We start from the raw sequence: 22,794 nt of genomic DNA, 5'->3' as shown, positions 1-22,794 counted from the left end.
GACGGTCACGGTGCCACCTCCGGGCGGCGAGCGGTGCTGTCGCGCACCACGAGGACGGGGTGGAGCAAGGGCGACGGGGTCAGCTCGCCGTCCTGCATCGCCTCCTGGATGACCTCGATCGCCCGACGTCCGACGGCCGGGAAGTCCTGGCGCACGGTGGTGAGCGGAGGGATGAGGTACTCGGCCTCGGGGACGTCGTCGAACCCCACGACGCTGATGTCACCCGGCACCGCTCGGCCGCACTCGTGCAGGGCCCGCAGGATGCCGATGGCCATCTGGTCGTTGGCGGCGAAGACCGCCGTCACGTCCGGCATCTCGCAGACGGCCAGCCCTGCGGCATACCCGCTCTGGGAGCTCCAGTCCCCGACGATCGGTTCGGCTGGACGCACGCCCGCGTCGAGCAGGGCACCGCGCCAGCCCTCGAGCCGGGCTCGCGCCTCGGTCCAGTCGAGCGGTCCGCTCACGTGGGCGATCTCGCGGTGACCGAGGTCGAGGAGGTGCTGGGTGGCCATCCGGGCGCCGGCGACCTGGTCGACTCCGACGGTCAGCGCCCCCTTGCTGAGGTCGCCCTCGACGACGACGAAGGGGATGCCGGAGCGCTGGGCCCGCACGATTTCCAGGGCGGCGTCGTGGCCGGCGATCATGACAATGCCCTCGACCCCGACGGTCATGAGGTGCTCGATGGCACCGTCCAGCGACTCCCGGGTCATCTCGGCGAGGTTGACCGAGCTGGCGAAGAAGCCGGCCTCGCGGGCCGCTTGCTCGACGGTGCGGTGGATGCTCGTCGGCCCGAACTCCACGGCCGCCGTGCCGATGATGCCGATGATGCCGGTGCGACCCCGCACGAGCGCGCGGGCAGCGGTGTTGGGGCGGTAGCCGAGACGCTCGATGGCGGCGAGCACCTTGTCGCGCGTCTCCGGCCGCAGCTTCGGCGAGCCGTTGATGACCCGTGAGACGGTCTGGTGCGACACGCCCGCGAGACGGGCGACGTCGGCCATGACCGGGGCCTTCATCGTGTCGGTCACGGCTGCCTCCGCACGATGATCCGCTGCATCACGATGAACATCAGGAGCAGGGTGCCGATTGCGATCTTCGTCCACCATGAGCTGAGTGTGCCTTGGAAGGAGATCAGGGTCTGGATGACACCGAGGACCATGACGCCGAGGACGCTGCCCGCGACGTAGCCGACCCCACCGGCCAGCAGCGTGCCGCCGATGACGACCGCGGCGATGGCGTCCAGCTCCATCCCCACGGCGTGCAGGCCGTAGCCCGAGAGCATGTAGAGGCTGAACAGCAGCCCGGCGATGGCCGAGCACAGACCGCTGACGACGTAGACGCCGACTTTGACCCTGGCGACCGACAGTCCCATGAGCATCGCGGACGACTCACTGCCACCGATCGCGTATGCCGTCCGCCCGAAGCGAGTCTTGTGCAGCACCCAGGCGGCCACCACGACCACGACCAGCGCGATGACGACGCTCCAGGTGATGGTCACTCCGCCCGGGAGTGGGATCGCCGCAGTCGCCAAGGCCCGGAAGCCGGAGTCCTTGATCGGAACCGACTCGACCCCGACGACGAAGCACAGGCCCCGGGCGAGGAACATGCCGGCGAGGGTGACGATGAACGGCTGGATCTCGAAGTGGTGGATGACCAGCCCCATGAGCAGCCCGAAGGTCGACCCCATCGCGAGGACGAGCAGGACCACGAGCGGAGCCGACCAGCCCGCCTGGAGCAGGGCCGCGGTCACCATCGTCGACAGGGCCACGACCGCGCCCACCGACAGGTCGATGCCACCGGTGAGGATGACAAAGGTCATCCCCACGGCCAGCACGATGAGGAACGCGTTGTCGATGAAGAGGTTGGCGACGACCTGGCCCGAGGAGAAGCCCTCGAACCGCGCCGACCCCGCTCCGAAGAGGATGAGGAAGAGCAGGAACGTCGCGAGGGTCGGCAGGACGCGTGCCGGGATGGAGCGTCCGCCGAGGACTGCGGCGAGGGCCCCGCGACGGCCCACGGACGTGCTTGTGGCGGTCATGACCGACCTGCTTCCTGGCTCGGGGACGCGGAGACCGCGACCTGGTCGCGACGCGTCGCCTGGCGGGCCGGCTCACGGTTCTCGCTTGCCTCTGGTGACGCCGGGGCGGCCGGCTGCCTGCGGCTTCTCGTCCCGGGACCTCCGCGGGAGAGGAGCGCCCGGAACTTCGGTGCCTGGAGGAGGCAGACGGTGACGACTACGACAGCCTTGAACACCAGGGTGATCTCGGGGGCGATGCCCATGCTGTAGACGGTGGTGGTCAGTGTCTGGATGGTCAGGGCGCCGATCAAGGTGCCCACGAGGCTGTACCTGCCGCCCGCCAGCGAGGTGCCACCGATGACGACGGCCAGGATGGCGTCCATCTCGATCCACAGCCCGGCGTTGTTGGCGTCCGCGGCGCTGACGTTGGAGCTGATCATCAGCCCGGCGACGCCGGCGCACAGACCGGCAAAGACGTAGACGGTCCAGCGGATCGTGCGGGCGTGGATGCCGGTGAGCCGGCTGGCCTCCGGGTTCACGCCGACGCTCTCGATGAGCAGGCCCAGCGCGGTCCGCCTCGTGACGAGCGCGACGGCGACCAGGACGGCGAGGGCGATCAGGATGGAGACCGGAAGGAAGAGGAAGCCGGCACCGACCGTCCGGTATGCCGGGCTGTTGACCGTGATGATCTGGCCGTCGGTGATGAGCATGGCGATCCCGCGGCCCGCCGTCATGAGCACGAGGGTCGCGATGATCGGCTGGATCCCGAGGACCGCCACGAGGAAGCCGTTCCAGACCCCGAGCACGACGCAGAGCACGAGCGCGATCCCCATGCCGATGAGCGCGGTCTGCGCGCTGCCGGGGTCAGGCGCTGCGGCGATGTACGTGCAGGTGACGGCGCCCGAGATGGCGACGACGGCGCCGACCGACAGGTCGATCCCGCGAGTGGCGATGACGAGGCACATGCCCAGGGCGATGAGCAGCGTCGGTGCGCCGTTCTTGAGGATGTCGATGAGGCTGCCGTAGAGGTGGCCGTCCTGCATCCGCAGCGCCAGGAAGGAGGGCCGCACGACGGCGTTCGCCGCGAGCAGGGCCACCAGGGCGAGCAGGGGCCAGAGCAGTCCGCTGTCGCGCAGCCGGTCCATCCGTCGTTCCGTGCTCATGAGGCCACCGCCGTCCGGTCGCCGTGGACCCCGGTCCCGGAGGCGTCCTCGACCGTGGCGATGAGCTGCATGATCTCGTCCACCGTCGCCGTGTCGTCGAGCTCGGCGACCTTGGCACGGTCCTTCATGACGACGATGCGGTTGCTGAGGCGGACGACCTCCTCGAGCTCTGCGGAGATGTAGATCACCGCCATGCCCTCGGTCGCCAGCTGCGCGACCAGCTTCTGGATCTGCGCCTTGGCACCGACGTCGATGCCTCGGGTGGGTTCGTCGAGGATGAGCAGGGCTGGCTCGGTGACGAGCCAGCGGGCGAGCAGGACCTTCTGCTGGTTTCCGCCAGAGAGTCGGCCGACGAGCGCGTCCGGGTTCGTGGGGCGGATGTCGAGCGCCGTGATCCACTTCTGGACGATCTCGTCCTTGGTGCGCCGCGGCAGTGGGCGGGCCCAGCCGCGGGAGGCCTGCAGCGCGAGCACGATGTTGTCGCGGATGCTGAGGTCGGCGATGACGCCCTCGCCCTTGCGGTCCTCGGAGCAGAACGCGATGCCGGCGGCGATCGCTGCCCGTGGGGTCCGGATCGAGCGGGACCGGCCATCCATCTCGATCTCACCGGAGTCGGCACGGTCGGCACCGAAGAGCAGGCGGGCCACCTCGGTCCGACCGGACCCGAGGAGCCCCGCGAGCCCGACGACCTCGCCACGGTTGACGTGGAGGTCGAACGGGGCCACCGAGCCCTTGCGGCCCAGCCCGGTCGCGCGGATGACCGGCACACCGGAGGCGTTGCCGGCCGCCTGCTCGGCGATCCGTTCGACCTCGGCCAGCTCGCCGAGCTCGCGACCGACCATGAGCGAGACCAGCTGGATGCGGCTGAGCTCGGAGGTGCGGTACTCCCCGACGAGCTTGCCGTTGCGCAGCACCGTCATGCGGTCGGAGATCTCGTAGACCTGCTCGAGGAAGTGCGAGACGAAGAGGATCGCGACTCCCTTGTCCCGCAGCACCCGCATGATCCGGAACAGCTCGGCGACCTCGTCCTGGTCGAGGCTGGAGGTCGGTTCGTCGAGGATGAGGACCTTGGCGTCGACGGCCACCGCCCGGGCGATCGCGACCAGCTGCTGGATGGCGATGGGGTGCTCGGCCAGGGTCGAGCCCGGGTCGATGTCCAGGCCCATGTCGGTGAGCAGCTGTGCGGCGCGGCGGCGGGTGGCTCCGCCGTCGATGGCCCCGAACCGGCGGGGCTCCCGGCCCAGGAGGATGTTCTCGGCGACGCTGAGGTTGGGGCAGAGGTTGACCTCCTGGTACACGGTGCTGACACCGTGCTCCTGCGCGTCGCCCGGCCCCGTGAAGGACACGGGGGCGCCGTCGAGGTGAACCGTTCCGGACGTCGCCTTGTAGACGCCGGTGAGGACCTTGATGAGGGTGGACTTGCCGGCGCCGTTCTCACCCATGAGGGCGTGGACCTCGCCCGGCACGAGGCGGAAGGCGACGTCGTCGAGCGACTTCACCTGGCCGAAATGCATCCGGATTCCGCTCATCGAGATCACCGGGTCGAGAGCGTCCGGCTGGTCCTCGCGGGTCGGGGTTGTCATCAGGGCCTCCGTGGAAGATCGTCGGTCGGAAGGAGTCAACGAGAGTGTGGTGGTGACGCCTCCTCCGTCGCGCGATCAGTGCGCGCGACGGAGGAGGCGCGGGTGGGGCTGAGGCTGCGCTCAGTACTTGCGGGTGGGCAGCGCGGCCTTCGCCTGCGCCTGGTCGAAGGCAGCCTCCTCGGTCACCACGCGCTCAGGCACGCTCTCACCGGCAAGCACCTTCTTGGAGAGGTCCATCAGCTGGTCGCCCAGCAGCGGGCTGCACTCGACGATGTAGTTGATCTTGCCGTCGGCCAGGGCCTGCATGCCGTCCTTGACCGCGTCGACCGTGATGATCTTGATGTCCCTGCCGGGCACCTTGCCGGCAGCCTCAATGGCCTCGATCGCACCGAGCCCCATGTCGTCGTTGTGCGCATAGACGACGTCGATGTCCGGGTTCGACTTGAGGAACGCCTCCATGACCTGCTTGCCACCGGACCGGGTGAAGTCGCCCGTCTGCGACGCGACGACCTTGATCTGCGGGTTCGCCTTGATGGCCTCGGCGAAGCCCTCCTTGCGGTCGATCGCGGGCGCGGCGCCCGTGGTTCCCTGCAGCTCGACGACATTGACCGCACCTGCGCTTGCGGAGTCCTTCACGAGCCACTCGCCGGCCTTCTTGCCCTCGAGGACGAAGTCGGAGCCGAGGAAGGTCTTGTAGAGCGTCTTGTCCTCGGAGTCGACGGCGCGGTCGGTGAGGATGACGGGGATCTTCGCGCGCTTGGCCTCGAGCAGGATGGTGTCCCACCCGGTCTCGACCACCGGGCTGAAGGCGATGACGTCGACCTTCTGCTGGATGTAGCTGCGGATCGCCTTGATCTGGTTCTCCTGCTTCTGCTGCGCGTCGGAGAACTTGAGCGTCACACCCGCGGCCTTGGCCGACTCCTGGATGGACTTGGTGTTGGCGGTGCGCCAACCGGACTCAGCGCCGACCTGGGCGAAGCCCATGACGATCGCGTCGCCGCCGCCGGCCGCGGCGGCGCTGTCCGGCGTGGCCGAGTCGGAACCGCAGGCCGTGAGGGAGGCGGCGAGAGCGATGCTCGCGGCCACCGGAAGGAACTTCTTGAACACTGGTGCCTCCATGTGTGTGACGCCGTCGTTGGCGTCGCCCAAGCGGCCGACCGAGGTTGCCGCCGTGACATCGTCGTCACGTTGCAGACGAGTGTGAGCGTTAACATCACGCCTGTCAAGGACTTCTTTTGCGCTCACCCGAGCGCCGCTCACCAGATGGATGGTCGGCCTGGCTACGCCGCATGTTCACGCGCACACCGCGACACTCCGGCGTTGGTCGTCGGTGCCTTGGCTGCGCCTCGGCGGGATGACCCCGCTCGGGCGCGAGCCGTCCTGGCGCCCCTGCGACGGCGTTTCTGCGCCCTCACGGGGTTGGGTTATAGTTGCCGTCGCGCCAGGGAGGCCTGGCGCTGTCGTTCGACCAGGACAGCCCGTGGGACTACTGTCGCGACACGGCCAGGTAGCTCAGTTGGTACGAGCGTCCGACTGAAAATCGGAAGGTCGACGGTTCGACCCCGTCCCTGGCCACCACCACGACGAAGCCGCAGGTCAGAGACATTCTGACCTGCGGCTTCTCTCGTGAGACGACCTTTCGAGTCCGGCCGGTCAGTGGCGCCACTGACCGTCGGCTCCTGGGTCATGCGAGGACCTTTCTCCCCGGGTGCCATTCATGGTCCCGTTGTCGCCCAGCCACGCTCCGTTGTGCGTGGCCGTTCCTGCTGGTGTGCCTCTACGAGCGGTCTCGGCCAGCGCGATGCCACACAGCACGGCTGCGCCACCGGCGAGCTGTCCCAGCGTCAGGAGCTCCCCCATGACCGCCCAGGCGCACAGGGCCGCCACGACCGGTTCCGCCATACCGACCAGACCGCTACGGGCCGGTCCCATGGCGCGGATGGCGGTGAGTACCAGGGCGAATGGCGCCACGGTGCCAAGCACGATGATCCATGCGACGAGCGCCCACACGGGCCCTACCGTCCCACTCAACGGACCGGGAAGCGCGACCGGCTCGGCGAGGACGCTGAAGGGAAAGGTCCACCATGGCAGGAGCACGGACCAGAACACTCCGGCCGCCAGGAAGAGCCAGGCGGCGAGGCTCAGCTCGTCCCGCGCGGCCACGGCCTTCTCCCCGGTGAGGTAGTAGGCCGCCAAGGCAACCGCGGCTCCCAGCGCGGCCAGCAACCCGACGCCGTCCAACGTGAGTCCGCGCCACCCCTGGACCACGACGGCGAGACCCAACAAGGCAAGTCCTTGGGCGGCCCACAGTCGAGCGCGGACCGGCTCGCGGCGCACGAGACGCACCCACAGCACGACGATGACCGGGGCCAGGAACTGCACCAGCAGCGCGATGCCCACCGGCAGTCGAGCGATGGCCACGAAGTAGAGCCACTGGACCAGACCGATCCCGACCACGCCCGCCGGCAGCAGGAAGCCGAGGTCGCGCAGGGTCACCCGCAGCGCGCGCGGGCGCGTCATGCCCATCAGGGCGACCAGCAGGACGGCGGAGCCCACCGAACGGATCTCGACAAGCTGCAACGAGCTCAGACCGTTCTCGAGAGCCAGTTTGCTGACGGTGCCGTTGACCCCAAACATCACGGCAGCCACCAACGCGGCGACCAGACCAGCGACGGGGCGATGACGACGGGCAGGTGCCCTCAGCGCTCGGGACACCGACGTCGTTGTGACCGTCATGTGTGGACGACCTGCAGCGGCAGTATGCCGGCGTGGATGCGTCCTTCGCTGTCACTCAGGTGGCGACCAGTGCCACCCCAACGGGCCGCGATCACCTCTGAGGCGATGGAGACCGCAGTCTCCTCGGGGGTCCGAGCGCCGATGTCCATCCCGATGGGAGAGTGCAGACGACGGAGGTCGGGCTCGGTCACGCCGACCTCCCTCAGACGTTTGAGACGCTCGTCGTGCGTGCGACGAGAGCCCATCGCCCCGACATAACCCAAGTCGGCGCGCAGCGCGATCTCCAGTACGGGGACGTCGAATCTCGGGTCATGGGTCAGTACGCAGACCACGGTGCGGGCGTCGACCAGGCCCGAATCGATCTCGCCGCGTAGGTATCGGTGCGGCCAGTCCACGACCACCTCGTGAGCGCCAGGGAACCGTTCAGTCGTGGCAAAGACGCCACGTGCATCGCAGACCGTGACGTGGAAGCCAAGGAAGGCGCCCATCCGCGCAGTCGCTGCTGCGAAGTCGATGGCACCGAAGATCAGCATCCTCGGCGGTGGGGTGAAAGAGGTGATGAACAGGGTCAACTCGTCGCCTCGCCGCTCCCCGTCAGCGCCGTAGTGGAGTGTGGCCGAGATGCCGGCCGCCAGGAAGCCCCGGACATCCTCCGTGGCAGCGTCATCCAGCCGCCGGGTGCCGAGAGAGCCGCGCACGTCGTCGGGCCACACCGTGAGCCGTCGACCCCTGCGGTGCGGAGGGCCGGCGACGCACGTCGCGATCGCCACCGGACTTCCGGCTCTCACGGAGGCCGCCACGTCACCCAGCTCGGGGAAGCTGCGCTGGTCCACTCGTTCGACATAGACCTCGATGGCTCCACCACACGTCAGGCCCACTGCCATGGCGTCCTCGTCCTCGACACCGTACTGCTGGAGCACCGGGTCACCGGTCGCCACGACCTGTTGCGTCAGCTCGTAGACGGCGCTCTCGACACAACCCCCCGAGACGCTGCCGCGCACTACGGCGTGCCCGACCGCACCCGACCGCACGGCCATGACCGCACCCGGCTGGCGGGGGGTGGAGCCGCTGGTGCGCACGACCGTGGCCAGGCCCACCGGCTCGCCGACCGCCCACCAACCCACCACGTCGTCGAGGACCTCGCGCACCTGTCTCGCCTCCTCAGTTGTCGTATCTGTTTCGAGAACCGAACATCAGCCGGATGCTGCCTGTGAGCCCATCCGGGTGGCCGCGAGCCGCACGGCGTCGAGGATCTTCTCGTAGCCCGTGCAACGGCAGAGGTTGCCAGCGAGCGCCTCCCGAGTCTCCGGGCCGCTCGGGTCTGGGTTCGTGGTGAGTAGGTCGTGGGTGGCGACAATGAGGCCGGGTGTGCAGAACCCGCACTGGACGGCACCTGCTTCGAGGAACGCCTGCTGGACAGGGTGGAGGTCTTCCTCGGTGGCCAGGCCCTCGACCGTGGTGACCTTCCGGCCCTGTGCCTGGCCCGCCGCGACAAGGCAGGAGCAGACCAGGGTCTCGTCGAGGTAGACCGAGCAAGAGCCACACTCGCCCTGCTCACAGGCGTTCTTGGACCCGGGCAGTCCGACACGTTCACGCAGCATGTAGAGGAGGCTTTCGCCCTCCCACACGTCGTCTATCTCGCGCTCGGTTCCATTGACAGTAGTGGTGATTCGCATGAGTCAGGCTGCTCTCTGGTAGTCGTTCCAGGCCCAGACAAGGGTGCGGCGGGCCATCACGGACAAGGCATGCAAGCGGTATGCCGCGGTGCCTCGGACGTCGTCGATGGGAGACGCCGCGTCGGCTACGCGTTCGCCAAAGGCGGCGGTCAGGCTCGGAGGTAGGGCACCTCGGGAGTGCCACAGGTTGTGCGCCGTGAGCTCCCCCGCCAGGAACTTCTCGGCGTGGGTGGCGCGACGGGGCGTGGGGGCTGCAGAGCCGATGCCGGTGCCGATTGCCTCATGTGCCGGGTGCAGCGCCAGTCCGAACGCAGCGACGGAGATCACCATCGCGTTGCGCGTGCCGATCTTGGAGAACTGCTGCGGGCCAGACGGAGGGGTGATCCAGATGGCCGCGATCAGCTCGTCCGCTGCCAAGGCATTGCGCTTGACCCCGGTGAAGAACTCCGTGATGGGTATCCGCCTGACTCCCCGCACCGAGGCCGCTTCCACCTCGGCGTCGGCCGCCAGCAGTGCCGGATGCGCGTCTCCGGCCGGTGACGCCGCGCCGAGGTTGCCACCGACCGTGCCTCGGTTCCGGATCTGCGGCGAGCCCACGGTGCGAGCGGCCATTGCCAGGCCGGGCAGAGTCTGGCCAAGTTCGGCGATCACGCGGGTGTACGGGGCGCCCGCGCCGAGGCGGACCTGCCCGTCGACCATCGTCCATTGGGACAGCTCGGCGACCCCGCCCAGATCCAGTAGCGCGGGTGGCCGCACCTTGTCGAAGTTGAGCTCCACCATCACATCGGTGCCGCCTGCGACCGGTACCGCATCGGGGTGAGCTGCCTTGAGCTGCAGGGCCCGCTCCAGGGTCAGTGGGCGAAGAAACTCCATGATCGTCTCCTGTTGGTGCTGGTTGGTGGGTTCCCGGCAGCGGTCTTGGCCTTGATCACGATGGGACGTCCGCAGTTGGCTGCTCGGTCGTGAAGTGCTCGGGCCGAACGGGTACGCGAGGCAGCTCGAGGCCGGTTGCGTCGCGCAGGGCGTTGAGGATCGCCGGGGTGGAGGACAGCGTCGGGGGTTCACCGACGCCGTTCAGTCCGTAGGGGGAGTCCGGGTGTGGGAACTCGAACAGGGTGATGGGCATCGGCGGGATGTCGAGGATCGTGGGGATCAGGTAGTCGGTGAAGGACGGATTGCGCACCCTGCCCTGGTCGTCGAGCAGGATTTCCTCCATGAGCGCGAGGCCCAGTCCCTGCGCACTGCCCCCCTCAATCTGACCTTCCACGGCCAGTGGGTTCATGGCCTTCCCGACGTCCTGGGAGGTGGCCAGCTCGACCACCTTGACCAGGCCGAGGTCGACGTCGACGTCGACCACGGCCCGATGCGCCGCGAACGCGAAGGCGATGTGCGCATCTCCCTGGCCGGTCTCGGGGTCGATGCTCTGCGTTGGCCGGTGGTGGTACTCGAAGACGTGCTCGATGCTGCCCTCGCCGACAAGGTCAGCCACGGCGCAGACCCGTTGGCCCGTCGCGTTGTCCGTCACCCCGTCGTCCGACAGCGCGAGTGTGCTCGCGGGCCGCCCGGCCGCCTGTGCGGCGCGCAACAGCAGTTCACGCGCGATGCCTCTGCAGGCACCTTGGACGGCCCCACTGGACATCCACGTCATCCGTGACGCGGACGCTGAACCGGCGTCCCCCACCTGGGTGTCGGCGGGCGCCACCACCACCCGCGCGACTCCCAGCTCGGTGCTGGCGATCTGCGCCTGGACCGTGGTGACACCCTGCCCGCACTCGGCGGCGGCGGTGTGCACCACGACGAACGGTTCGCCTGCCACCACCGACAGCTTCACCCTTGCGGTCGAGATGTCGTCGACTCCTCCGGAGTAGCCGATCGCCTTGACACCCACGGCATACCCCACACCCCGTCGCACACCTTCCCCGTGGGTGGTGTTCGCCACTCCCCCGGGCAGGTCCAGCAGGTCGCGCGCGCCATCTGCCATGGGTGGCATGGGCCTGTCCCGAAGGTTCTCCAGCAGTTCCCGCACCGCCGCGGGGCCGTCGACGGCCTGGCCGGTCGGAAGCACGGTCCCCGTGGTCATGGCGTTCTTCAGACGCAGGTGGAGCGGGTCCATGCCCAGCGCTCGGGCGAGCTTGTCCATGTTGGACTCGCAGCCATACGCGGACTGGACGGCACCGAACCCCCGCATCGCGCCGCACGGTGGGTTGTTGGTGAACACGGCGAAGCCGTCGATCTCAGCGTGAGGTACCTCGTAGGCACCCGCCACGAAGTAGGAGGCGTTGGCGATCACCACGGGAGAGGTGGAGGTGTAGGCGCCGCCGTCGAGCAGCAGTCGTGCCTTGACGTACACGAGTTGCCCGTCCTTCGTGGCGCCGTGCTCGTACCGCATCCGGGCAGGATGGCGATGGACGTGACCGAAGAAGGACTCGTACCGGTTGTAGACCATCCGCACGGGCTTGCCCAGGTGAAGCGCGAGCATGCACGCGTGCACATGCACCGAGAGGTCCTCGCGCCCACCAAAGGCACCACCCACCCCGGCCAGCGTGAGCCGCACCTTGTCGGGAGGAAGACCCAGGCAGGGCGCCAGCTGCTCCAGGTCCTTGTGCAACCACTGGGATGAGACGTACAGCTCCACCCCGCCGTCATCGGCGGGGATGGCAAGACCGGACTCCGGACCCAGGAAGGCCTGGTCCTGCATTCCGACCTCGTAGTCCCCCACGACGACGACCTCGGCCAACTCACGAGCCCGTGCCATGTCACCGTGCCGGATCTTGACGTGCCGCACGAGGTTTCCGTGCACACGTACCTGAGAGGTGTCGTAGTCGAAGACCTCTTCCTCCGTGATCGTCGGCTCGAGCGGCGAGTACTCGATGCTGCCTTGGTGGACGGCGCGGACGTCGTTCTCGAGCGCGGTCTCCGGATCAGTCACAGGAGCCAGCAGCTCATACCTGATCTCGACGAGCTTCGCCGCCTGACGAGCGGTCTCCGGGTCGTCAGCCGCGACCAGGGCGACGGCCTCGCCCTGGTAGCGCACCTCGTCGATCGCAAGAACGGGCTGGTCCGCGACCTTCATGCCGTAGGTCTTTGCCCCGGGAACGTCCTCATGCGTGAGCACTGCATGGACCCCTGGGAGAGCGAGCGCGCGCGTGGTGTCCATCGAGAGGATGCGAGCCGCGGCGTGCGGACTCCGCACCGTGGTGGCGAAGACCGTTCCCTCGACAGATATGTCCGAGGAGTAGGCGAACTGCCCGGTGACCTTGAGCCTGCCGTCGGGGCGGGCCGCGTTCGTGCCCACGCCCTGTGCCGATCGGGTTTCGGCCGACTGTGTGAGCGTCACGACGAGACTCCCACCGGCGAGACGGTTCGGCGCCGTTCGGGCGATCCGGTGATCGACATGCGCATCGTTGGCTCCTTTGAAGATCTACACGAGTAGAGTCACTCAACACGTGTAGACCCCGCCTGTCAAGAGTCTGCCCGCCCGCGATAGGGTGACGACGTGCAGAGGGTGACCCGCAACGATGTCGCACGTCGCGCCGGCACCTCGTCGGCTGTCGTCAGCTATGTGCTCAACGACGGGCCGCGGCCTGTGGCGGCCGCGACGCGTGCGCGTGTCGAGGCGGCCGTGGTGGAACTCGGATATCGACCCAACCTGGTGGCTCGTGCCCTGCGTTCCTCGCGCAGCAACACCATCGGGCTTGTCGTTCCCGACAGCACCCAAGCGTTCTTCACCGAGCTCATCCACGCCGTGGAGCGAGCCGCCTTTGCCGACGGTTCTCTCGTGCTGTTGGGCAACTCCGGCTTCTCCCGCACGATGGAGCGCCGATATGCGGAGTCGCTCGCGGGCATGCAGGTCGACGGCCTCCTGCTCATCGAGTCCGAGGTGGAGAGTCGACGTCTGGTCCTGGGAATGGGTGCTGGACTCGCGGTGCCCCTGGTCTACCTCAACCACAGCGCGCCACGCGGCGCCGACGCCACCTCCGTCGTGCTCGCCAACCACCGAGGAGGTGCGCTGGCGGCGGAACACCTCATGTGGCACGGATACCGGCGTATTGCCTGCCTCACCGGCACCGCGCGGTCAGGACCGGTGGCAGACCGTGCGCGCGGCTGTGCCGCCGCACTGCAACGGGCGGGCCTGGACAGCTCGATCATGCTCCGCACCGGCTTGGACCGACACTCCACCCGAAAGCAGGTGAAGAAGTGGCTTCAACGGTCGGATCGGCCGCAGGCTGTGATGGCGACCGCTGACGGCCTGGCCCTGGACCTGCTGAGCGTGGCACAGGAGATCGGTGTGAAGGTGCCGGAAGACCTTGCGGTGATGGGCTTCGGCGGCACCGACGAGTCCGCCCACAGCTGGCCGACCTTGAGCACCGTGGGGCATCCATTCGAGGATTTCGGCCAACAGGCGGTCGCAACCCTCAAGGAAGTGCAACGGAGCGGGCAGCGCCAGCCGGACGTCGTGCTCGAGGTCGAGCTGACGGTCCGCCACAGCTGTGGCTGTACCGACGACACCCCGCGACCCCCGACTCTCGCAACAAAAGGTTCACCGTGACTCAGCAGCAACGCCCCTTGGATCCGCTGCCACCGGGAGGGTTCATCGGGGAACGCACCTACGAGGCGGTCAAGGTAGCCATCTTGGCAAACCGCCTCCCCCCCGGCACGGCTCTGAGCGTCCCGGAGCTTGCCCGCCAGCTGGGCGTGAGCCGCAGCCCTGTGCGAGAAGCGGTCCAGCGACTCATCTACGACGGCCTGGCCACCCATGTCCCCAACCGCGGCGCGGAGGTCAGCCGCGTGGACATCGACGACCTGCGTGAGCTGTACGTCGTGCGTGAGCTGCTGGAGGGACTGGCGGCTCGCCTGGCTACCGAGAACCTGGACGTGGACGGCCTCACCCTCCTGCGGGGCATCCTGACCGACCACGAGGAGGTGCTCGCAGCCGAGACCGACATCGCCGCGCACGTGCACCTCGACACCCTGTTTCACCGCACGCTTCGGGACCTTGCGGGCAACACTCACCTGACCGGTGCTCTGGAACCCATCGTGGGCAGGTCGCACTTCGCCCTGCACTCCTTGTGGCGCAGTGCCGATGCACCACGCCTCGCGCTGGACGAGCACTGCCGCATCGTGGACGCCATGGTGACCGGCGACCCTGCGCTCGCTGAGACCGCGGCCCGGCAGCACATAGCCAGGCTTCGGATCCGACTGTCCCAGGCCACGCTGCGAGAAGCTGCGATCCCGCCACGGCGGCGAAGGTCCGGCACGTCGGCATTGAGCTGAGGCTGCGAATCCCAGACGGGATCCGCAGCCTCAAGGCAAGACGCCGACCTCAGACAGCCGCGCCCTCACGAGCTTCGAGCTCCGCCGGTGACGCGTCGTCAGCCCACGATTCCGGCGTGTAGTCGGAGTAGTGGTCGGCGTGCGAGTTCACCGCGGAGGCCTGCGGGATCTCACCTCGAAGGTAGGCCTGGGCCTCCGCCTTGTCCTTGGGCGGAGGTGTGGGCTGCAGGCCGAGCAGCTTGGCCATGTTGTTGCCCAGGTAGCCCTCGAGGTCGTCCTCGGAGAGGTTCAGCCCCTGCGGCGGCTCGTGACACAGCACTTCCAGCTCACGCGCCCACATGCCCGGCTCGTTCGGCGGCGAGTCAGTGCCGAAGACCAGCTTGCTCTTCTTCATCTCCTTGGCGAACTCCACGATGCGCGACTGCAGGAGCCAGCCCGACTCACCCAGCACGTTGGGGGAATCCTGGATCATCCAGAACGCCTCGAAGCAGTAGACCCCGCCAGTCTGGATACCGAAGTGCCCCAAGATGAAGTTGACGTTCGGGAACTCCCGGATGATCGGGTAGAACTGCGTGGGGATGGAGTACGGGCCGTCTCCGGTGTGGATGAGCACCGTGACGCCGAGCTCCTCGCACTTCCGCATCGCGGGCCGGAGCCAGTCGAGTGCCCGGTCGGGCCGGTACGAGTGCATGTTCGCGTGGAGCTTCAGCATCTTGTAGCCGTACTCCTTGACGTGGAACTCGAGCTCCGCCGCGCCGTTCTCAGGCCCGAACCGCGGATTGTAGATGAACTGACCCACGAACCGGTCCGGGTACTGCTGCACGAGAGACGAGACGTACGCCTGGTAGTCCCGGATCCCCTCTCGGCCGCTGCGATTGCCCTCGCGCCATGCGGTGTTGCCCGGCGGCGGCATGATGCAGGACACGTCGACGCGCCGCGGCTTGCCGTTGATGTAGAAGGGCCCGTCCATCATCTCCAGCGTTCGTTCGCCGGTGAACGGGGTGCCGGTGTGGCGCCAGGCCTCGTCGACGAGGTTGGTCGGATGGACGTGAGTGTCGATGATCACGGGAACTCCTCCAGGGTCTGCTGAGACACCCCGGCCGCGTTCCAACCGCACCTTCGGGCCGCCGCATTGGGAGCGGCACCGCAGCGACTAGTTGTCGTCACTGCGGCTTGTGGTCGACCAGAGCTCGCTGCAGAAGAGCGGCTCAGGTAGGTCGACCGGATCGATTCCAGCATTCGCTGGCCGCTTCTGTCAAGCAATTACATGCAACTATTCCAAAGATGCGCCGCTCCGGACCGTCGCGACCCTCGCAACCTGTTTCACGGTCCGCAGACACGGGGACTCTTGACACGGGGTGCGACTTCAAGATTACATGTCGCTTGCAGGCAGTCATCGTCGACTCTCGGTCGATGACGCTGTCCCGCATCGCCGGTGACCTCCCCCTCCAGGGTTCAACCGTTCGGCGTCCTGACCGCAGGTCTCGGGTCGGGAGATCAAGTCCGTAACGAGAGGGACGGCTCTGCCGTCCGGGAGGTGTTGGCACGATGACTGACCAGAGCTTGCTGCGCTGCGACCTGCTGCTCACCGGTGGCACCGTCGTCACGGTGAACGACGACCGCGAGGTGCACCTGCGGGGGTCCGTGGCTGTGTCGGGCGATCGCATCGTCGCCGTCGGACCCGATGACGAGATGACCGGCTGGCACGCCGACACGGTCATCGACTGCGGTGGCAAGGCAGTGCTGCCCGGGTTCATCGACGGGCACAACCACCTGTACCAGGCCCTGGCTCGCGGTCTGGGTGAGGGCATGTCGATCGTGCCGTGGCTGTGCGAGTTCATGTGGCCCTACTCGATCGCCATCACGGGCGAGGAGGCCCTTGCCGGCGTCCGTCTCGGTTCGGCGGAGGCGGTGCGGACGGGGATCACCACCGTGATCGACAACCATTACGCGCCTAGCGATCTGGAGACCACGCTCGCAGTGGCCGACGTCCTGGAAGAGGTGGGCCTGCGAGGGGCCGTCGCACGAGGCGTCGTCGGAGAGCGCACTCAGATCGCGGCCCGTCGGGGCCAGCCGGATGAGCTGTTCCGCTACAGCCTCAAGGACGAGCTGGCCATGACGCGTGAAGCGATCCAGCACCGCCCTCCCGGGTCAAAGGTGGAGATCTGGCCCGCCCCCCTGAACTTGACGTACGTGGACCGGGACCTTGTCCGAGGGTGTGTCGAGCTCGCGCGCGAGCTGGGCACGCGATGGCACACCCATTGCTGTGAGGGCCAGAAGGACCCGGAGAGCTACCTCGAGGCCTACGGCACCCGCCCGGTGCAGTGGCTTGCAGAGGAAGGGCTGCTCGACGACCGTGCCACGCTGGCGCACGCGATCTGGCTGGACGCCAAGGAGATCGAGCAGATCGCCGATGCCGGTGCCGGGATCGCCCACAACCCGACCTCCAACGCCTACCTGGCGTCGGGCACCCTCCAGCTGGGCGAGCTCCGCGAACGCGGAGTGCCAGTCTCGCTGGGCACGGACGGTCCCAGCTGCGGGCACCGCCAAGACATGTTCGAGTGCATGAAGCAGTCGATCTTCGCCCAGCGGCTGGCCACGCTCGACCCGGCAGCGGCTCGCGCTGAGCAAGCACTGGAGCTCGCGACCCGCGAGGGTGCGCGCTACGCAGGCGTGGACGCCGGCGTGCTCGAGGCCGGGCGGCTGGCGGACATCGTCGTGGTGGACCTCGATCAACCGCACCTTCGTCCCCTGCACCGCGTCGTCAGCACCCTCGTCTACTCGGCCAGGGGCTCGGACGTGCACACGACCATCATCGGCGGCGAGATCGTCTACACCGACGGCCGTTGCCTGCGCATCGACGAAAACACCGTGATGAGCGATGCGCAGGAGCAGGCCAATCGTCTGCTGACCCGCGCAGGCATGGGCGACCTGCTGACGCCCTGGATCCGCTGACAAGCGGCACCGCCCCAGCTCGGCTCTCCCCGCTCGTCGCTCGGCGAACGGCCATCCGCCCCTTGGAGGAACAATGTTCTCTCTCGCACGCCAACGAAGTACGCAGGTCCATCCTGTCGACGCCCTTCCCCCACTGCGTCTGCTGGCCCCCCTGGGCCTCCAGCACGTCCTCATCGCCTACTCGGGCATGGTCACCTGCCCTCTTCTGATCGGCTTGGGGATAGGGCTACCCCAGCAACAGATCGCCACGCTCATCACCGCCAACGTCTTCATCGGTGGAGTGGCGACGCTGCTGCAAACCCTGGGCATCTTCAACATCGGAGCCCGTCTCCCGCTGATTATGGGGTCCACCTTCACCGGCATCACCCCCGCCATCATCGTCGGAGGCCAGGGCGGCCTCCCCGCAGTGTTCGGCGCCACCATCGTGGCCGGTCTCCTGGCGTGGCTGGCGGCTCCCTATTTCAGCAAGCTGTTGCGGTTCTTTCCGCCGCTGGTGACCGGCACCATCATCGCCATCATCGGTTTCTCGCTTCTGCCTTCGACGTCGAACCTCATCGCTGGCAGCGACCCGACTGCGGAGAGCTATGCCTCTCCGAAGCGGCTGCTCCTCGCCGCGCTCACCATCGTCATCGTGCTGGTCATCGAACGTATGGCGCCACCAGCACTGCGGCGCATAGGCATCCTCACCGGTTTGGTGCTGGGCACGCTGGTTGCCTTTCCGCTCGGGATGACGGACTTCTCCAGCGCCGGCGCAGCGGAGGCCTTCGGCATCGTGACGCCGTTCAGCTTCGGCCTGCCGACCTTCGCGATCGCGGCCATCGTGCCGATGCTCGTCGTGCAGGCCGTCAACATGGTCGAGACCACGGGCCACGTCCTGGCGATCGGCGACATCACGGGCAAGAAGATCGATGAGCGCACCATCGCCGGGGCTCTGCGTGCGGACGGAGCCTCCGCCGCCCTGGCCGGGGTCTTCAACACCTTTCCGATCGTGACGTTCAGCAACAACGTGGGCGTCGTGAGCATCACAAAGATCTTCAGCCGGTTCGTGGTCGCCATAGCCGGAGTCTTCCTGGTGCTCATGGGCCTCCTGCCGAAGCTCGGCGCGGTCATCGCGGCGCTGCCAGGTCCGGTGCTCGGTGGCGTCACCCTCATCATGTTCGGGACGGTCGGCGTGGTTGGCCTGAAGATCGCTGCTCAGGCTGACCTGAGCAACCCTCGCAACATCATGGTGGTCGCGGTGGCCTTCGGGTTCGGCATGATGCCAACCGGAGCCCCGCAGATCTACCAGAACCTGCCCCAGTCGGTGCAGACCATCCTCGGCAGCGGCATCGCTGCCGGTGGGATCTGCGCCATCGTGCTCAACTGGATCCTCAACCGCAACCGGGACCAGCACCCGGCCAGCCCGTCGGGCGGTGCCACCGGCGTGGCACCCCTTGACCCGGGTAACCCGGCACGAGGTCAGGACCTGGCCCGCGCAACAGACGAGCGGGACCTGACCGCCGAGAGGGAGTCGACAGTCGGGACCCCGAGGAGCAAGGCGGCCGACACCGCCAAGGCGAAAACGAACCAACCTTGACTCACGTGCAGGATTACATGCAATATGTGAGAACAGCGTAGCGAGAACACCATCGCCCCGTAGGTGCAGCGGTCACGACCGCGCGGCCGGGGGCCCACCGGTCCGTCTTCGGACGGCCGGGGCCAGGGCCAAACCGGTCATCACCGTTGTGTGGCCCTGACCCCGGAGACCGGCGCCCAGCGGCCTGCCTACGAGGTGAGTGAGAGCATGGTTCAGCAGATCCGGCCCGAAGGGCCGCCGTCCGAATCGCCGTCCGAATCCGGGATCGCAGCCGTCGACGAGCGTCTGCCCTTGGGGCGAACGACGATTCTCGGCCTCCAGCACGTCCTCGTGATGTACGCGGGTGTCGTGGTCGTCCCCATCGTGGTGGGCGCCGGGCTCGGACTCACAGGGAATGAAGTCGCCGCCCTCGTCAGCATCGACCTGGTGCTGGCGGGGATCGGGACACTGCTCCAGGCGCTTGGCCTCTGGAAGTTCGGCATCCGGATGCCACTGGTCGTCGGAGCGGCATCCAACGGCATCGTTCCCATGGTCCTGGTGGGTCAGAGTCACGGACTGGGCACCGTCTACGGCTCACTGCTGGTCTCTGGAGTCATCTGGATACTGGCTGCTCCGTACTTCAGCAGGCTGCTGCGGTTGTTCCCGGCGGTCGTCACGGGCACGGTGATCATGCTGATCGGGCTGACCCTCATCCCCGTCGGGCTGCGCCTCATCGCAGGGCCAGACCCCGCAGCCCCCGGGTATGGCGATCTGGACAAGATCGGTCTCGGAGCGTTCACGTTGGCTCTGATGGCCGTGTTCTATCGCGTGCTCCGGGGCTTCCTGGGCCAGCTGTCCATCCTGCTGGCCATCGTCATCGGCGCCATCGTGGGATGGGTCATGGGCCTCGGCACCCTGAGTGAGGTCGGCAACGGTCCCGTCTTCTCGATGATCGCCCCCTTCCATTTCGGAGCGTTGCAGTTCCACATCCCATCCATCCTGCTGTTCCTCATCATCGTCTTCGTCCTGATGGTCGAGGGGGCCGGGCAGGGCCTTGCTGTGGGCGAGCTGTTGGACAAGAAGATCACTCCGAACGACATCACCCGACTGCTGCGAGTGGACGGCTTGCTCACTGCCGCCAGCGGTGTCTTCAGCGGCTTCGTCTACACCACGTTCGGCCAGAACATCGGCCTCATCGCGCTGACCGGGGTCCGCAGCCGGTTCCCGGTGGCAGCCGGTGGTCTCATCCTCATCGCCCTTGGTGTCGTGCAGCCTGTGGGGCGGGTCATGGCGGCGATTCCTGCCCCGGTGGTGGGAGCTGCCGCAGTCGCGACCTTCTCCGCCCTGGCCGTTGCCGGAATACAACTTCTGTCGAAGGTCGACTACAGCAGGTCGAGCAACCTTCTGATCGTCATGCTCGGGTTGAGCGTCGGGCTCATCCCATCGGTAGCCCCGAGCTTCTATGTCCAGATGCCTGAGATCACGCGGATGTTCTTCAAGAGTGGCGTCGCCACCGGGACCATCCTTGCCATTCTGCTCAACCTCCTGTTCCACGAACTGGGCCGCAAGGCGCAGCCAGTGCCGCCCGGCCAAATCCCTGGCCAGATCTCCGGCCAGATCTCCGGCGAGGCCCGGGGGCCGAGCAGTGAGCCGACCCCCCGGGACCCACTCGAAGGTTCTGCAGACCACCTCTCACGTTGAGCCACACCCCTCCGCTGTGACGGAACAGCTGGAAAGGCAGACATGTCCACCCATCACCTGAGTCCCCCGAGTCTGACGAGGGACTCCATGCCCAGTGCCCAACACCTGGTCGTCGGGATCACCGGAGCGAGCGCCCCTCACCTGGGCATCCACCTGCTCAGGTCCCTGCGACAGCTGGGCACGGTCGAGACCCACCTCGTCATCTCCCGCGCGGCAGTCCGCACGATAGAGATCGAGACCGGCCTGCGCCTTGCCGAGGTCGCGGCTCTGGCTGACGTCTTCCATCCTCGTGGGGACATCGCAGCGAGCATCGCGTCCGGGTCCTTCAGGACCATGGGTATGGCCGTGGTGCCCTGCTCGATGAAGACGCTGGCGGGCATCGCGCACGGCTACAGCGACGACCTGCTGACGAGGGCAGCCGACGTCTGTCTGAAGGAGCGCAGACCCCTGGTGCTGGTCGCACGCGAGACGCCGCTGAGCCTCGTGCATTTGAGGAACATGGTGGCGGTCACGGAGGCCGGCGCCACCGTCCTGCCACCCATGCCCGCGTTCTACCAGAGGCCCCAATCCATCGACGACCTGCTGGCGCACCTGACCGGCAAGGTTCTCGACCAGTTCGCCATCGAGCACGATCTCTACCCCCGCTGGCAAGGCCTCGCGGAATCCGACCAACCCGCCCAAGGAGCACTGCTGTGACCTATCCCCAGCTGGCATCACGACAGGATCCCCACGTCTTCGTCGAGGCTTACGTCACCGAACATCCCGACGACGTCGTCGTGGTCGAGGACGTCGTCCTGGCCGATGAAGGCGTCACCGGCCTGATCTACGAGCTGACCGCCACCGGCCGCAACGAGATGCTGCTGTGTCGCAAGGTGGACGGGCTCGACGTGCCGGTGGTCAGCAACCTCTTTGCATCTCGCGATCGGATCGCTCGGATGCTGGGGGTCACCCAGGACCGCCTGCACGAGACCTACCAGCAGCGATCGGCCATCCCGCTGCCCATGCGGGAGGTCGACGACGGCCCCATCTGCGAGGTGGTCGATTCCGGCGACGACGTCGACCTGCGCACCCTGCCGATGCTGCGGCACTTCGCCTCGGACCGGGCGCCATACATCACCAGCGCCATCCTCATCGCCGAGGACCCGGACACCGGCGTCGGCAACATGAGCTACCACCGCTCGATGATCCACTCCCCCACCGAGCTGGCAACCAGCCTGCACTCGCGCGGCGACCTGTGGCGGATGCTCAACAAGTACGGCGACCGGGGCAAGCCCATGCCCACCGCGTTGGTCATCGGCGGACATCCCCTCTTCATGCTGGCAGCTTCAGCACGCGTCGGGTACGACGTCGACGAACGGGAGATCGCGGGGGCCCTGCTCGGTGAGCCGCTTGAGGTGGTGCGCACGCCGAAGCACGGGATCCGCGTGCCGGCCTGGGCCGACTTCGTGCTCGAGGGCACGATCGACCCCGAGGCCCGTGCAGAGGAGGGGCCCTTCGGAGAGTTCTCCGGCTACTCCTCGAACCGCTCCACCAACAACGTGATGCACGTGGACACCATTCTGCGGCGCAGAGAGCCGCTGCTCATCGACGTCGAGGGCGGGAACACCGCTGAGCACCTCAACCTGGCACGCATCCCCCGCGAGTCGGAGATGGCCGAGAAGATCAAGGCACGTTTTCCCGACGTGACGGCCCTGCACTACCCCACCTCCGGAACCCACTTCCACTGCTATGTGGCGCTGCGTCAGAAGCGCCCGGGTCAGGCGCGCCAGGTCATGCTGGGGCTCCTTGGGTGGGACCCCTACGTCAAGACCGTCTTCGCGGTGGACGACGACGTGGACGTGACCAACGACGCGGAGGTGCTCTGGGCGCTGGCCACCCACTTCCAGCCCCACCGAGACCTCTTCACCGTCGACGGACTCCCCGGCTCGCCGCTGGACCCGTCCTCCGGAAGTGACGGAACCACCTCCCGGATGGGCCTGGATGCCACCCGGGGTCCCGACTTCGACGGCCAGCGGATCGTCGTCTCCGAGGACTCGCGCGCCGCAGCCCGCCAGCTGCTCGGGCTGAGACGCGAGTAGCGAAGTCACGACGGCGGTACGCGAACCAATGCCCCAGCCGCACCGACCAACCACGAACA

Annotated in this window: 18 protein-coding genes and 1 tRNA gene; 8 read left to right on the top strand and 11 right to left on the bottom strand. The window is 67.6% G+C overall.

Annotated elements, in window-relative coordinates; all coding sequences use genetic code 11:
• Nucleotides 1–5 precede the first annotated feature (5 nt).
• The 5 genes from ACFQRE_RS05165 to ACFQRE_RS05145 all read right to left on the bottom strand — a co-directional run bounded on the left by ACFQRE_RS05165 (nt 6) and on the right by ACFQRE_RS05145 (nt 5,879).
• Nucleotides 6–1,025 (bottom strand): LacI family DNA-binding transcriptional regulator, encoded by a 1,020-nt coding sequence (locus ACFQRE_RS05165; protein ID WP_380119626.1) that lies wholly within the window; start codon nt 1,023–1,025, stop codon nt 6–8.
• Nucleotides 1,022–2,035: a galactofuranose ABC transporter, permease protein YjfF gene (yjfF, locus tag ACFQRE_RS05160; protein WP_380119624.1), complete on the bottom strand. Its 1,014-nt coding sequence runs from the start codon at nt 2,033–2,035 to the stop codon at nt 1,022–1,024. The genes ACFQRE_RS05165 and yjfF overlap by 4 nt, the downstream gene beginning before the upstream one ends.
• The gene (locus tag ACFQRE_RS05155) at nt 2,032–3,177 is read right to left on the bottom strand and encodes an ABC transporter permease (RefSeq protein WP_380119622.1); all 1,146 of its coding nucleotides are present in this window, start codon (nt 3,175–3,177) and stop codon (nt 2,032–2,034) included. Before ACFQRE_RS05155 ends, yjfF begins: the two co-directional genes overlap by 4 nt.
• Nucleotides 3,174–4,760 (bottom strand): sugar ABC transporter ATP-binding protein, encoded by a 1,587-nt coding sequence (locus ACFQRE_RS05150; protein ID WP_380119620.1) that lies wholly within the window; start codon nt 4,758–4,760, stop codon nt 3,174–3,176. Before ACFQRE_RS05150 ends, ACFQRE_RS05155 begins: the two co-directional genes overlap by 4 nt.
• Before the next feature lie 120 nt (nt 4,761–4,880).
• Nucleotides 4,881–5,879, bottom strand: a complete 999-nt coding sequence (locus ACFQRE_RS05145) for an ABC transporter substrate-binding protein (RefSeq protein WP_380119618.1) — start codon at nt 5,877–5,879, stop codon at nt 4,881–4,883.
• Nucleotides 5,880–6,261: 382 nt separating this feature from the next.
• On the opposite strand from ACFQRE_RS05145, the gene ACFQRE_RS05140 reads away from it, so the two are divergent.
• Nucleotides 6,262–6,338 (top strand) — tRNA-Phe (locus ACFQRE_RS05140).
• Nucleotides 6,339–6,413: 75 nt separating this feature from the next.
• Here ACFQRE_RS05140 and ACFQRE_RS05135 read toward each other — a convergent pair.
• Genes ACFQRE_RS05135 through ACFQRE_RS05115 form a run of 5 tightly spaced genes read right to left on the bottom strand, consistent with a single transcriptional unit; the run spans nt 6,414 to nt 12,509 of the window.
• Complete coding sequence (locus ACFQRE_RS05135; RefSeq protein ID WP_380119616.1) at nt 6,414–7,496, bottom strand: EamA family transporter; 1,083 nt, start codon at nt 7,494–7,496, stop codon at nt 6,414–6,416.
• Nucleotides 7,493–8,644, bottom strand: a complete 1,152-nt coding sequence (locus ACFQRE_RS05130) for an XdhC family protein (protein ID WP_380119614.1) — start codon at nt 8,642–8,644, stop codon at nt 7,493–7,495. The genes ACFQRE_RS05135 and ACFQRE_RS05130 overlap by 4 nt, the downstream gene beginning before the upstream one ends.
• 45 nt (nt 8,645–8,689) lie before the next feature.
• Nucleotides 8,690–9,172, bottom strand: a complete 483-nt coding sequence (locus ACFQRE_RS05125; RefSeq protein WP_380119612.1) for a (2Fe-2S)-binding protein — start codon at nt 9,170–9,172, stop codon at nt 8,690–8,692.
• Between the two features lie 3 nt (nt 9,173–9,175).
• Complete coding sequence (locus ACFQRE_RS05120) at nt 9,176–10,045, bottom strand: FAD binding domain-containing protein (protein WP_380119610.1); 870 nt, start codon at nt 10,043–10,045, stop codon at nt 9,176–9,178.
• 55 nt (nt 10,046–10,100) lie between these two features.
• Nucleotides 10,101–12,509: a molybdopterin cofactor-binding domain-containing protein gene (locus tag ACFQRE_RS05115; protein WP_380119608.1), complete on the bottom strand. Its 2,409-nt coding sequence runs from the start codon at nt 12,507–12,509 to the stop codon at nt 10,101–10,103.
• A 159-nt stretch (nt 12,510–12,668) separates the two neighbouring features.
• Here ACFQRE_RS05115 and ACFQRE_RS05110 point away from each other — a divergent pair, with 159 nt between their 5' ends.
• Both ACFQRE_RS05110 and ACFQRE_RS05105 read left to right on the top strand, forming a co-directional pair.
• Complete coding sequence (locus tag ACFQRE_RS05110; protein WP_380119606.1) at nt 12,669–13,721, top strand: LacI family DNA-binding transcriptional regulator; 1,053 nt, start codon at nt 12,669–12,671, stop codon at nt 13,719–13,721.
• Nucleotides 13,718–14,446 (top strand): GntR family transcriptional regulator, encoded by a 729-nt coding sequence (locus tag ACFQRE_RS05105; RefSeq protein WP_380119604.1) that lies wholly within the window; start codon nt 13,718–13,720, stop codon nt 14,444–14,446. The genes ACFQRE_RS05110 and ACFQRE_RS05105 overlap by 4 nt, the downstream gene beginning before the upstream one ends.
• Before the next feature lie 49 nt (nt 14,447–14,495).
• Here ACFQRE_RS05105 and ACFQRE_RS05100 read toward each other — a convergent pair whose 3' ends face one another.
• Entirely contained in the window at nt 14,496–15,512 is a 1,017-nt protein-coding gene (locus ACFQRE_RS05100; RefSeq protein ID WP_380119602.1) for an amidohydrolase family protein, read from the bottom strand.
• A gap of 482 nt (nt 15,513–15,994) precedes the next feature.
• Here ACFQRE_RS05100 and ACFQRE_RS05095 point away from each other — a divergent pair, with 482 nt between their 5' ends.
• The 5 genes from ACFQRE_RS05095 (at nt 15,995) to ACFQRE_RS05075 (ending at nt 22,735) form a co-directional block, all read left to right on the top strand.
• A complete protein-coding gene (locus ACFQRE_RS05095) occupies nt 15,995–17,401 on the top strand; it encodes an amidohydrolase family protein (protein WP_380119600.1) in 1,407 nt (468 codons plus the stop codon).
• A gap of 73 nt (nt 17,402–17,474) precedes the next feature.
• Nucleotides 17,475–18,977, top strand: a complete 1,503-nt coding sequence (locus tag ACFQRE_RS05090; protein ID WP_380119598.1) for a nucleobase:cation symporter-2 family protein — start codon at nt 17,475–17,477, stop codon at nt 18,975–18,977.
• A gap of 207 nt (nt 18,978–19,184) precedes the next feature.
• Nucleotides 19,185–20,657 carry a nucleobase:cation symporter-2 family protein gene (locus tag ACFQRE_RS05085; RefSeq protein ID WP_380119596.1) on the top strand — a complete coding sequence of 491 codons (1,473 nt, stop codon included), beginning with the start codon at nt 19,185–19,187 and terminating at the stop codon, nt 20,655–20,657.
• A gap of 87 nt (nt 20,658–20,744) precedes the next feature.
• On the top strand, nt 20,745–21,353 hold the full coding sequence (locus tag ACFQRE_RS05080; protein WP_380119594.1) for a UbiX family flavin prenyltransferase: 609 nt from the start codon (nt 20,745–20,747) through the stop codon (nt 21,351–21,353).
• Nucleotides 21,350–22,735, top strand: a complete 1,386-nt coding sequence (locus tag ACFQRE_RS05075; RefSeq protein WP_380119592.1) for a UbiD family decarboxylase — start codon at nt 21,350–21,352, stop codon at nt 22,733–22,735. The genes ACFQRE_RS05080 and ACFQRE_RS05075 overlap by 4 nt, the downstream gene beginning before the upstream one ends.
• Nucleotides 22,736–22,794: the final 59 nt, after the last annotated feature.

This window comes from Knoellia pratensis, assembly GCF_042666395.1.
Taxonomy (GTDB): domain Bacteria; phylum Actinomycetota; class Actinomycetes; order Actinomycetales; family Dermatophilaceae; genus Knoellia; species Knoellia pratensis.
This window is presented reverse-complemented; position numbering and strand designations above follow the sequence as displayed.

What these genes read in the sequence shown, in the direction of transcription:
- ACFQRE_RS05080 (WP_380119594.1), top strand. Translation starts at nt 20,745, where the DNA reads ATGCCCAGTGCCCAACACCTGGTCGTCGGGATCACCGGAGCGAGCGCC.
- ACFQRE_RS05145 (WP_380119618.1), bottom strand. Translation starts at nt 5,879, where the DNA reads ATGGAGGCACCAGTGTTCAAGAAGTTCCTTCCGGTGGCCGCGAGCATC.
- ACFQRE_RS05090 (WP_380119598.1), top strand. Translation starts at nt 17,475, where the DNA reads ATGTTCTCTCTCGCACGCCAACGAAGTACGCAGGTCCATCCTGTCGAC.
- yjfF (WP_380119624.1), bottom strand. Translation starts at nt 2,035, where the DNA reads ATGACCGCCACAAGCACGTCCGTGGGCCGTCGCGGGGCCCTCGCCGCA.
- ACFQRE_RS05085 (WP_380119596.1), top strand. Translation starts at nt 19,185, where the DNA reads ATGGTTCAGCAGATCCGGCCCGAAGGGCCGCCGTCCGAATCGCCGTCC.
- ACFQRE_RS05120 (WP_380119610.1), bottom strand. Translation starts at nt 10,045, where the DNA reads ATGGAGTTTCTTCGCCCACTGACCCTGGAGCGGGCCCTGCAGCTCAAG.
- ACFQRE_RS05155 (WP_380119622.1), bottom strand. Translation starts at nt 3,177, where the DNA reads ATGAGCACGGAACGACGGATGGACCGGCTGCGCGACAGCGGACTGCTC.
- ACFQRE_RS05125 (WP_380119612.1), bottom strand. Translation starts at nt 9,172, where the DNA reads ATGCGAATCACCACTACTGTCAATGGAACCGAGCGCGAGATAGACGAC.
- ACFQRE_RS05095 (WP_380119600.1), top strand. Translation starts at nt 15,995, where the DNA reads ATGACTGACCAGAGCTTGCTGCGCTGCGACCTGCTGCTCACCGGTGGC.
- ACFQRE_RS05135 (WP_380119616.1), bottom strand. Translation starts at nt 7,496, where the DNA reads ATGACGGTCACAACGACGTCGGTGTCCCGAGCGCTGAGGGCACCTGCC.
- ACFQRE_RS05150 (WP_380119620.1), bottom strand. Translation starts at nt 4,760, where the DNA reads ATGACAACCCCGACCCGCGAGGACCAGCCGGACGCTCTCGACCCGGTG.